General features: G+C 52.1%; 6 protein-coding genes and 1 pseudogene. 2 read left to right on the top strand and 5 right to left on the bottom strand.

The features are described from left to right. Nucleotides 1-271: 271 nt before the first annotated feature. The 5 genes and pseudogenes from ABWH99_RS16505 to ABWH99_RS16485 all read right to left on the bottom strand — a co-directional run bounded on the left by ABWH99_RS16505 (nt 272) and on the right by ABWH99_RS16485 (nt 5,364). On the bottom strand, nt 272-541 hold the full coding sequence (locus ABWH99_RS16505; protein WP_375582934.1) for a YdeI/OmpD-associated family protein: 270 nt from the start codon (nt 539-541) through the stop codon (nt 272-274). Nucleotides 542-779: 238 nt separating this feature from the next. Then, entirely contained in the window at nt 780-2,258 is a 1,479-nt protein-coding gene (locus ABWH99_RS16500) for an alpha/beta hydrolase (protein WP_375582933.1), read from the bottom strand. After that, a pseudogene (locus ABWH99_RS16495) lies at nt 2,233-2,945 on the bottom strand (NUDIX domain-containing protein). The gene ABWH99_RS16500 and the pseudogene ABWH99_RS16495 overlap by 26 nt, the downstream one beginning before the upstream one ends. A 532-nt stretch (nt 2,946-3,477) precedes the next feature. Beyond that, nucleotides 3,478-3,606, bottom strand: a complete 129-nt coding sequence (locus ABWH99_RS16490; RefSeq protein ID WP_375582932.1) for a hypothetical protein — start codon at nt 3,604-3,606, stop codon at nt 3,478-3,480. Between the two features lie 1,302 nt (nt 3,607-4,908). Continuing rightward, a complete protein-coding gene (locus ABWH99_RS16485) occupies nt 4,909-5,364 on the bottom strand; it encodes a hypothetical protein (RefSeq protein WP_375582931.1) in 456 nt (151 codons plus the stop codon). Between the two features lie 1,039 nt (nt 5,365-6,403). Between ABWH99_RS16485 and ABWH99_RS16480 the strand changes: the two genes are divergently transcribed. Together ABWH99_RS16480 and ABWH99_RS16475 are read left to right on the top strand one after the other, a co-directional pair. Beyond that, nucleotides 6,404-9,667 carry a SusC/RagA family TonB-linked outer membrane protein gene (locus ABWH99_RS16480; RefSeq protein WP_375582930.1) on the top strand — a complete coding sequence of 1,088 codons (3,264 nt, stop codon included), beginning with the start codon at nt 6,404-6,406 and terminating at the stop codon, nt 9,665-9,667. Between the two features lie 20 nt (nt 9,668-9,687). Beyond that, nucleotides 9,688-11,466: a RagB/SusD family nutrient uptake outer membrane protein gene (locus tag ABWH99_RS16475; protein ID WP_375582929.1), complete on the top strand. Its 1,779-nt coding sequence runs from the start codon at nt 9,688-9,690 to the stop codon at nt 11,464-11,466. The last annotated feature ends 309 nt before the right edge of the window (nt 11,467-11,775 follow it).

Here is an 11,775-nt window from a genome sequence, read left to right as displayed (position 1 = left end):
GAAAAAATATCCCCGCAAATTAGGAAAGCAACATAGAAGGTTTTGTTAGAATCCTGCGACTACAAATAGGTTGGTTTTTGACGGGGGATGATTCTTTTTCGATTAAAGTTGGTATTTCGCGCCTTCAGCGCCAGGCGTTCACGCTTCCTTTATTTCCATCTATATCTTATACGATTTAAAAAAAATGGATGGAACCCTGTAGCGCATCGAAGCTTATTTTCATGTCTGCCTCGCTCATGATCTACAGAGCCCAGTTATCCGAGCGGTATTTTTAGTGATCGGTGAAATACGTGATTTTATCGTTGAGTTGGTTGAAATCGAGCTTGCCTCTTCTTTCTTTTAAGTGGCTCATGATGGGCAATGCCCGGTTGAGCTGGTTGTTCGGATGCTTCAGCGAACCGGTCAAGTAGATCAGACTACGCCGCCTGCCTTTGGTCAGGGCATGAAATTGCCGGTCAAATTCCTCGTCCTGTTCCAGAAAAACCTTCAGCGGTTCCGGCACCGGATACCGGTATTCGGAATCACCCCAGACCAATCTCACGTTTACCGGCACGCTGGTTTTTTATGTCCGGGGACGTTCTTGTTTTCTCATTCACCTAAACGTACCCATACGCCTTGCCTTTCATCAACGCGGCGGGAAAATCAACTGCACCATTGGGTACACCGCAGGCGCTTCCTTCCACTATTGGTTAGCGGTTGTACGACTTCTTCCGATATCGGTAGGTGAAAGTGCCAGCGGTTCGAATCAAAAGGGCAGAGGGCCGCGGTAAATTCCCGGGTCAAGGCCCCGGGCTGGTTTGTCGGTTGATCCAATCGGCCAAATTTTCCATGACCGGCTCGTGAAACGTTTCCTCCAGGCTACCGTATTCGGAGACAGCCCCGGTAGGGGCCTTTTGGAACAAATGATTCAGGCCTTCAAAGTGGTGGATTTCAACCCCTTTTAGCTGCATCTCTTCCAGGGCCTCTCCGTTAAGGGATGCGTTTACCTGCCGGTCCTTTTCGCCAAATGCGACCCATGTGGGAATCCCGATTTTTTCGATGTACCGCTGCGGTTCCATTTTGATGAACTGAAAAAACCAGCCAGAAGTCATGGGGGCGTATTGCTGCCACAGCCGCTCCTTTTCTTTTTCCCGGGCGCTGCTGTCGGCGGCGGAGACAAAATGTTTTTCGATCAGCGGAAGTAGCGCCTCCCTGGCTGCATCCGGGTCGGGGGCTTCTTTGATGGCTCGGTAGAGTTGCCGATTGATTTTTGTTTGTTCCCGTGCCAGCTCCTCGGAAGCTCCACTGCCGCGCACCAGGTCGTAGGTCTGCTGGGCCATGAGTGTGTCGATGGAAACAACCGGCGGCGCCAGTGCGGCGATAAACGCCAGGTCTTTTCGCTGTTCGGCAGCCATCATCCATGCGATCAATCCTCCTTCACTGTGTCCAACCACCCCCAAATGAAGTGTATCAATCTTTTCAAGTCGCTTGATTCTTTCGAGGCCGGCCCAGGCATCGCCGGCAAAATCCGCTGTTGTGGCCTGCTCAAAATCACCTTCTGACGCTCCCACACCCCGGTCGTCGTAGCGCAGCACGATGATTCCCTTTCGGGTCAGGTAATCGGCCAGCACCCAAAAGGGTTGATGCGAAAAAACCTCCCCGTTCCGGTTTTGGGGTCCGGAACCGCTTACCAGCACCAGCCCCGGAAAAGGGCCGGGACCCGGGGGGATGGTCAGGGTACCCTGTAACAGGATTCCTGCGTCTTCGTTGACAAATCCGGTGTGAAAAATTTCGTAGGGAAAGGGGCCCGTCGGTGTTTGCGGGCGAGAGAGGGTGGCCGCTTCTTCTCCCTCGAAGGGAGTCAGGATCAGGGGAAACTCCATGCCGGCCTGCCGGAAGGTTCCTTGTATGGAGGTACCCAGCAGTACCCCTTCGTAGCTGCCTCGGATGGCTTCAATCTCCAGGTAGAGTAGGGGGCCATTTACCTGCACTTCGGAGAGGGGAATGCCTCTGGCGTTTTGCTGTGGACTGTCCATGCTCCCTTGCCAGAGCGAATCGGCTTGTTGAAAGTGAAAGTGCAACGGCAGCTTTTGCAGGCCCACATCCAGTTCGCCCCGCCAGGAACCGCTGATATCGGGACTTTGGGCATATGCAGCCGTGCAGGCACCGCTGAGCACCAGAAACACTTGCAGGAACATACCGTAACCGGCCCCAAAGGCTCGAAAAAACAGGACAAACCGCACAAAGGCAAGGTTATTCCGTGGCTGCTGGGATTTCATTTTTTGGGATCAGGTTGAGAAGGGGTTGCCCGTTTTCTTTGTAAATGGCCGCATTCACTGAGTAAAAATAGGCTCCTTTTTTAGAGGAGGACTTATCTTTTTCGGATTTTTTGGTGAGTAGTTTACTGGATAGCAGTTTTCGGGTAAAGTTACGTTTGTCGATTTTGGTATCAAACAATCCCTCGTACAAGGCTTGTAGCTGGGGCAGGGTAAATTTTCCGGAAGCAGTTCGAAGAGAATGGGATGAAGTGCTGCCTTGTAACGCAGACGATTCAACGCCATTTGGACCATTTCTTCGTGGTCAAAGATCAATTGCGGCAATTCTTTTATCGAAAACCAACGGGCACGAAAATCGTCGTTGATTTGTCGTTCGTATTTTTCAATATCGATCAAGGCCATGTACACCACGCCAATCACCCGTTCCACCGGGTCCCGATTGGGAGAACTAAAAGTGTGCATTTGTTCCATGTACACGTCTTCCAGCCCGGTTAGCTGTTTCAGGATGCGCACAGCGGCTTCGTCCAGGGATTCCCGAGGCTGCAGGAACCCTCCCATCAGGCTCCATTTTTCCTTCTCCGGAGCAAAACCCCGGTGGACCAATAGTAATTTGTAGTCTTTGCCATCAAACCCCACGATGATGCAATCTACCGCTACCAATATCCGGGTTTGATTGGAGTATTTTATCATTTCTTCCCTGTATTAATTTCGTCTACACCTTTCGACGTTTTTTGCTTGCAAATAGCCCGAAGCTCTCAGGATTCATTCTATACAGTCCTACTCAAAACTACCGCATTCCTACTACCTCAGCCGAAGTTTAGCTATTTTTTTTTCGATTGTCAATTTCCTGTAGCCAAAAGCCAGAAAATTACCCGGTGGGAATGAATGATTACCTGGGGGTGGGAGGGGCACCCCCTGTCAACCAGGTATTGGCGAACCGGTACAGGGAGCATCTTTTGCAAGGTGCCTGTGGGCGTATTTTTTTAAATCCGCTATCGCCATTGAATAAAGCCTTGGAACGGGTTGAATAGGGATTTGCTAATTCGGTGCGCCATCGATAGGGTCATTTCGATTGTCGACCAGGGGAGGGTATTCTTACAGGAATACTTCTTGCGTCGCCCGTACACGATAGGTTCAACCCCTTTCGGGGTTGGAGGTACCTGCTTGTTTTATCCGTGGGTTGCACCCACGGTTAGGATTGTTCAGGCCCTTCAGGCCTGCATCATCGGTACTTCATAAAGAAATTGATTCGGTTCAGGAAATGGGTTTTATTCGTTTTTTTCACTTCAGGACGGGATACCTTGACCACCGCCCAGCCCACTTCATAAACGAGTTGGGGGAGGTGCTGCATGAATAGGTATTTTATTTAAATCCGCTATCGCCACTGAATAAAGCCCTGGAACGGGTTGGACACGACCTTGCTAATTCGGTGCGCCATCGATAGGGTCATTTCGATTGCCGACCAGGGAAGGATGTCCTTGCAGGAATGCCTCTTGCATTTCCCGTAGACGTTAGGTTCAACCCCTTTCGGGGTTGGAGGTACCTGCTTGCTTTATCCGTGGGTTGCACCCACGGGTAGGATTGTTCAGGCCCTTTAGGCCTGGACCAAAGGAGCAGCTTACTACCGAAGCAGGCTTTCCGCTCCTGCGCGGGATGGCTTGAGGCAGGTGTAATTTCCCGGATTTTGGTCCCATTACCGTTTGTTCCAGAATCTACCTAACCACTAAACAATTAAACCCTTAACCACCATGATCCTACCTAATTAAAGACCAATTGCCAAAGATGGCCTCCCTACCAACGAACCACCTACCGAACCCTATTAACCCTTAACCACCACGGCTGACTCCAAGGCATGCGATCCTACCTCCTCGCCCATAAACACAACCCAGCCCCTCCTTAAACACGTAGGGGAGGTGCTGCGTGAATAGGTATTTTATTTAAATCCGCTAATGCCACTGAATCCGGTGCTCCACATGCTGAATGTTTGCGCACAGCGAAAACCGGATCGATTCCAAGCCCCGAAGCGGGCGTAATACCGATAGCCCCGGGTAAGCCGACAGCGAAGGCGCAGCCCGGGGTCGTTCCGTATTTTTTGTTTTCTGCATTGGCTAAGGAACAGCTTGCCACCGAAGCAGGCTTTCCGCCAATGCCCAGGCCCGTAAGGGACCTCCCACCGGCTACCTGCTGCAAAACGACAGGTGCCTGGTTTAAACCGATCAGCAGCGTTGAATCCAGCTTTGGGATGAATAGGGGCTTGCTAATTCGGTGCGCCATCGATAGGGTCATTTCGATTGCCGACCAGGGGAGGATACCCTAGCAGGAATACTTTTTTTGTTGCCTGTACACGGTAGGTTCAACCCCTTTCGGGGTTGGAGGTACCTGCTTGCTTTATCCGTGGGTTGCACCCACGGGTAGGATTGTTCAGGCCCTTCAGGCCTGGACCAAAGGAGCAGCTTACTACCGAAGCAGGCTTTCCGCTCCTGCGCGGGATGGCTTGAGGCAGGTGTAATTTCCCGGATTTTGGTCCCATTACCGTTTGTTCCAGAATCTACCTAACCACTAAACAATTAAACCCTTAACCACCATGAGCCTACCTATTTAAATGCCAATTGCCAAAGTGGCCTCCCTACCAACAAACCACCTACCGAACCCATTAACCCTTAACCACCACGGCTGACTCCAAGGCATGCGATCCTACCTCCTCTCCCATAAACACAACCCAGCCCCTCCTTAAACACGTAGGGGAGGTGCTGCGTGAATAGGTATTTTTTTTAAATCTGCTATTCCCACTGAATCCGGTGCTCCACATGCTGACTGTTTGCCCATAGCGAAAACAGGATCGATTCCAAGCCCCGAAGCGGGCGAAATACCGATAGCCCCGGGTAAGCCGACAGGGGAGGCGCAGCCCGGGGTCGTTCCGTATTTTTTTGTTTTCTGCATTGGCTAAGGAACAGCTTGCCACCGAAGCAGGCTTTCCGCCAATGCCCAGGCCCGTAAGGGACCTCCCACCGGCTACCTGCTGCAAAACGACAGGTGCCTGGTTTAAACCGATCAGCAGCGTTGAATCCAGCTTTGGGATGAATAGGGGCTTGCTAATTCGGTGCGCCATCGATAGGGTCATTTCGATTGCCGACCAGGGGAGGATACCCTAGCAGGAATACTTTTTTTGTTGCCTGTACACGGTAGGTTCAACCCCTTTCGGGGTTGGAGGTACCTGCTTGTTTTATCCGTGGGTTGCACCCACGGTTAGGATTGTTCAGGCCCTTCAGGCCTGGACCAAAGGAGCAGCTTACTACCGAAGCAGGCTTTCCGCTCCTGCGCGGGATGGCTTGAGGCAGGTGTAATTTCCCGGATTTTGGTCCCATTACCGTTTGTTCCAGAATCTACCTAACCACTAAACAATTAAACCCTTAACCACCATGATCCTACATCATTAAAGACCAATTGCCAAAAATGGCCTCGCTACCAACAAGCCACCTAACGACCCCATTCACCCTTAATCACCACGGCTGAATAGAATTCCACCTTTCCTGCCTCCTAGCCCATAAACACGACCCAGCCCGTCCCAAGCCACATTTACCCCTGGCCAACCCTCGTTAACGCCAATTCCACGCGGTTTTTCAATTCACCCACATCTACCGCTCAGTCGGGTAAAATAGCGTCTTAACCCTTTTCCACCGCGCCGGAATTCAAGCCTTTTTTTCCTTCCAAGCGTTTCGCCACTGCTGCACCGCCCGCTCCAAGCCATTTTGCAACCCGTTCTTTTTCCGACCCTTGTGATTTTTAAAGAAAAATTATTCAGATTAGGGAAAAATTTTTCCCCTGAATATTTTTTTTTGAAAAGAAAAGCAGTAGTATTCGGGAAAAAAAAACTAAAAATCATTGAACGTACAATCGAAGGGTCAGCCAATGGGTAAACTCCTTGTCTGTTCTTGGCGAAACTAAACCTGATTTATACCGATGGTAGCGTATAAAAAAGGACGGTACGTTCGCATATATCTAGTATATCGTTCACTCATCAATCTATTTTACCGCCTATGAGAAACTAACTCCATGCATTGTAGTACCAGTGATCCGGATATTTTTTTCCGGACTTTTCAAATTAACAACAATCCAATATGAAAAAAAATCTACGAATTTGCTTCCCAATGAAATGGATTTCATTGATGGTAGCAACCCTGCTTTTGCTCGTTTCCGGTGGTCTGATGGCGCAGGGACAGCGACTGGACAGGAACCTGAAAAATCTTGCCGTTCCTGACCGGGCTTCTATCGGGAAAATCGAAAAGAGCGAGCCGGCTGCAGCATTCGACGTGACCGTTTCCGGTACCGTTACCGATGCAAACGGCGAACCCATCCCCGGTGCCACCGTCTCGGTGCCCGGCACCTCCATTGGTACGGCCACCGATCTGGACGGCAAGTACTCGCTAACCGTTCCTGACGGTGCTTCCCTGGTATTCTCCTTTATCGGGTTTGAAAGCCAGACCGTAGAAGTAGGAAACCGACAGACCATCAATATCTCCCTGGCAGAAAGCACCGCTAACCTGGACGAGGTGGTCGTGGTGGGCTACGGTACCCAGCAAAAGGTCAACCTGACCGGTGCCGTGGGTGTGGCTACCAGCGAACGCCTGGAAGGGCGGCCCATCGCCAACGTGGCGGAAGGACTTCAAGGGGTGATCCCCAACCTGAACATCGCCCCCCGAAACGGTGATCCCTCCCAAAGTCCCGCGTTCAATATCCGTGGATTCCAGTCCATCAACGGCGGATCTCCATTGGTGCTGGTGGATAACGTTCCCATGGACCTGAACCGGGTGAATCCCAACGACATCGAAAGCGTTTCGGTACTGAAAGATGCCGCGGCAGCGGCCGTATACGGTGCCCGTGCGGCCTTTGGCGTGATCCTGGTGACCACCAAAAGTGGAAAAGCGGGCAAAGTAAACGTATCGATCAACAGCCAGTTTTCCCTGGCCAAGCCCATCTTTAACATGGATCCGGTGAACGATCCGCACGATTTTGTCAACGCCCGGAACATTGCCAATATCCGAACCAATGGCGTTCCCAGTTTTGACGACGACATGGTGGAAGGTACCCGCCGCTGGTCCGAAAACCCCATCCCCGAAAACGAATGGGGCGTGGTAGACGGCAACCTGCGGTTTTACGGGTTCAACAATTACCAAAACGACATCATGACCACCTTTGCGCCCACGCAACAGCATGACGTGACGATTTCCGGTGGTTCGGAGACCTCCAATTACTTCGTATCCTTTGGCCACCTGAACAAGGACGGCTACCTGGACTCCGACCGGAACGAAAACTTCAAGCGCTACAATGTGCTGATGAAAGGGGAGTTCAAGGTAAACGATTGGCTGACCCTGGACGAGAAAATCGTGGTGAACACCCAGAAAAGTGACAAGCCGTATTTCTACAACTGGGACGTCAACATCAACTCCCTGGCGCGTGTGAACCCGATCATGCCCATACAGTTTCCGGACCTGCCGTTTTACCTGCAGCAAGGAGATCGCGAACAATACGAGCAGTACATCGGCATGTACTTTGGCGGCACCAACTTCTTTCCCTACCTGGAGGACGGCGGTCGTTCCACCTGGACACGCAACGATATCTGGTTGACGCAGGGCGCTACCCTGACGCCCGTTAAAGGCCTGACCATCAAAGGAAACTTCTCCTACAATTACAATTACCGAAATTCACAAGACGTAGCCAGCAAGATAGAGATTGTGTCTAACAACCTGCTGGAAGCTAATCCGATCAGCAACGGATTCAGTGGAAACGATTTCATCAACGAGGTCAACGACATCAATCAGTACTACGTATTCAACGCCTATGCCGATTACGAATTCTCCCTTCCCGAAAAACACAGCCTGACCGCCATGGTGGGTTTCAACCAGGAATGGGGACAGAACAAGCGGGTGCGCGCACAGGCCAATACGCTGATCACTCCTTTGATTACCGATCTGAACGCCACCATCGGCATGCAGCAGACCTTTGGTAGTTCCAACCACAATTCCCTTCGGGGCGGATTTTTCCGGGTCAACTACATCTTCGACGAGCGTTACCTGATCGAATCCAATGGACGCTACGACGGCACCAGCCGTTTTCCAACTTCGGATCGCTTCGGTTTCTTCCCCTCCTTGTCGGTGGGCTGGAGAATATCGAACGAAAACTTCATGGCCAATACATCCAGCTGGCTGGACGAGTTGAAGATCCGGGCCTCCTACGGTACGCTGGGTAACCAATTGTTGGGGAATAATTTCTACCCCTACATCCCTACCATGGGCATCGGGCAATCCGGCTTTATGATGACTGCCGGTCAGCGCACGCCGTTTGTTTCCCCTGCCGGCCTGGTGAGCCCCACGCTGACCTGGGAAACGGTGATTTCCCAAAACCTGGGTGTAGACTTTACCATGTTTGGTGGCAAAATTGATGCTTCCTTCGATGTGTTTACCCGGGATACCAAGGACATGCTGATGCGTCAGGAGTATCCGGCGATCCTGGGTACGGCGGCACCTGCTTCCAATGCGGCCGACTCCCGTACCACCGGTTGGGAACTGGCACTGACCTGGAAAGACCGTCCGCGCAACGACCTGAGCTACGACGTGACGCTGGCCCTGTCGGATTGGACGGCCAAGATCACCAAGTTTGACAACCCTGCCGGAGCCATTCCTTCGGGTACCTCTTCGACGAATCAGTACTACGAAGGACAGGCCCTGAATGAGATCTGGGGTTACCGCACCGTAGGTATCTTCCAAACGCAGGAAGAAGTGGACAATGCGGCCGATCAGTCGGCCCTGGGTGCCAACTGGCGACCCGGTGACATCCAATACGAAGACCTGGACGGAGACGGTAGAATCACTCCGGGAAACAACACCCTGGAAAATCCCGGCGACCGAACCATCATCGGAAACAGCACGCCTCGTCTGAGCTTCGGTATCAACAACAACCTGCAGTGGAAGAATTTTACCCTGAACGTGTTCTTCCAGGGCATCTGGAGAAGGGACCACTGGCCGACTTCCGGTAACTGGACCTGGTTTTTCCCCTTCAATGCGGGTCACGTAGAGAAGTACTTCATTACCGACTCCTGGTCGGAGGACAACCGGGATGCGTATTTCCCCCATCCCCATATCTCTACCAACGACAAGAAGAACATTCAGCCGCAGTCCCGCTTTTTGCAAAATGCCGGCTACATCCGTTTGAAAAACCTGCAGTTGGGTTACAACATACCGGTCTTCCTGACCGACAAGTTGGGCTTGCAAACCGCCAATGTGTATTTCGCGGGGATGAACCTGTGGGAGTATTCGCCTATTCGAGACCCTTTGGATCCTGAAACCATCTATTCCGGTGCGATCGAATACCCCATGCAACGAATTTACACATTGGGTGTACGGCTGTCATTTTAAACTCAAAAGCACTGAAGATTATGAAAAATTATAAATTGATTGCCGGCTCCCTGCTTCTGGCCACGGTCCTGCTGGGCGCCTGCAACGACGAATTCCTGGAGCGATTTCCTCTGGATGAAGTTTCGAACGAAACGTATTGGAATACCGAAAACGATCTGGCCACGTACAACAATACCTTTTACCACATGGCCTTGAATGACGTGCAGGTTCCGATTTTGCACGGACATCAGGACGGATTTAATAGCCATTTTGGGAGCTATTGGTACCTGGACGGTCTGGCGGATAACCTGGCACCGAATCATCCCCGGCATACCTTCTACCAGCGCATTCGCTCGGGCAGGGAAATCACCCCTACCGGACCCCAATGGTTTGGCTGGAACGGCTGGAATTTTGTGCGGGCCATCAATATCGGCCTGGAAAACTACCCCAAAGCGGATATTGCTGAGGCGGCCCGCAACAAATACGTGGGCGAAGCCCGGCTGATGCGGGGATGGTTTTATGCCCAAAAGGTGATGATGTTTGGCGATGTGCCCTGGGTAGATAGGGAACTGAACATCGACTCCGAAGAACTGTTTGCGGCGCGTACCCCTCGGGAAGAAGTGATGGCCAACGTATTGGAGGACCTGACCTTCGCCACGCAGCACATTCCCAACGATTGGGGCGATGGTAACGCTCCCGGCCGGGTCAACCGCTGGGCAGCACTGGCCATCAAAGCCAGGGTTTGCCTGAACGAGGGCACCTGGAGAAAATACCACGGAGGCTCCAATGCCGAGATGTGGTTGCGTGAAGCAGCCGAAGCGGCGCAGGAAGTGATGGAAAACGGGCCGTATTCCCTGTATTCCACCGGCGATCCGGAAAACGATTTCAATGCCTATCAACGTGTATTGGATTTAAGTGGCAATCCGGAGGTGATGATCTGGAGAAGGTACCAGCTGGGTATTTACACCAACCACGTACAGAATTACTATTCTTACACCGGGGGTGCCACCCGTAGCTTTGTGGAAGACATCCTCTGCGAAGACGGACTGCCCATTACCCTTTCTCCCTTATACCAGGGCGATGAGACCATCGAAGACGTGTTTGTGAACCGGGATCCCCGCCTGCGGCAAACCGTGCTGCATCCGGATGATACCGAGAAATACAAGTACCACGTAGCGGACGGCCGGGACTATCCCCGGATTCAGGGACAGCCGGGAGGCAGAACTTCCGCTACCGGTTACCACGTGATCAAGCACTACAATGCCGACGACATGATCGGAAAGGCCTTCAACACGGCCGAGTTTCCTGCCATTATCCTGCGCTTTGGCGAAGTGTTGCTGATCTATGCCGAGGCGAAGGCCGAATTGGGTGAAGCCACCCAGGCAGACCTGGACAGAAGCATCAACCTGCTGCGCGACCGGGTAGGCATGCCGCACCTGGACATCAACCCGCCCATGGATCCTCGCTATGCGGACGACGGAATCTCTCCTCTATTGGTAGAAATTCGCCGGGAGCGACGCGTGGAGTTGTTTCAGGAAGGCTTCCGCTACGACGATATCCGTCGCTGGAAGCAGGGCAAGAAGCTGGAGAAGCCCGATATGGGCATTCGCTGGACACCGGAAGCCCAAGCGCGTTATGCCGGTGCCATCATTCAGACCAGCGTGGATCCGGACAATGGCCATACCTACATCGATGTGTATAAGAATACCGACTGGGCGGATCCGGTTTTTGACGAGTCCAAAAACTACTTCTGGCCCATCCCACTGAGTATCATCTCGCAAAACCCGAACATTACCCAAAACCCGGGTTACGATGGCTAATGGGATGCACGGAATCAAGCAATGAATGGGAATACATAAAAAAAACCTGCCAATCTTTTGGCAGGTTTTTTTGGTTTTTGCAGGTTACCATTCGTCTGTTGTTCAGAAAGGGGGAGGCTGCTGGCATTAACCAAGGGGTAAAAACCAAGAACCTATGCTAATCCAGCGAGGGTAACGAGCTGCTTGCTGATGGCGTAGCGTTGTCGCCCTTTTCGACCTGCAGTATAAGACCACCCCCCGGCCAACTTCATAAACGGGTTGCGAGAGCTGCCTGAGGACTCATTTTATTTAAATCCGCTATCGCCACTG

The organism is Cyclobacterium xiamenense (genome assembly GCF_042140265.1).
GTDB classification, from domain to species: Bacteria; Bacteroidota; Bacteroidia; order Cytophagales; family Cyclobacteriaceae; genus Cyclobacterium; species Cyclobacterium xiamenense_A.
The sequence above is the reverse complement of the archived record's forward strand: the minus strand, read 5'-3'. Positions and strand labels throughout refer to the sequence as shown.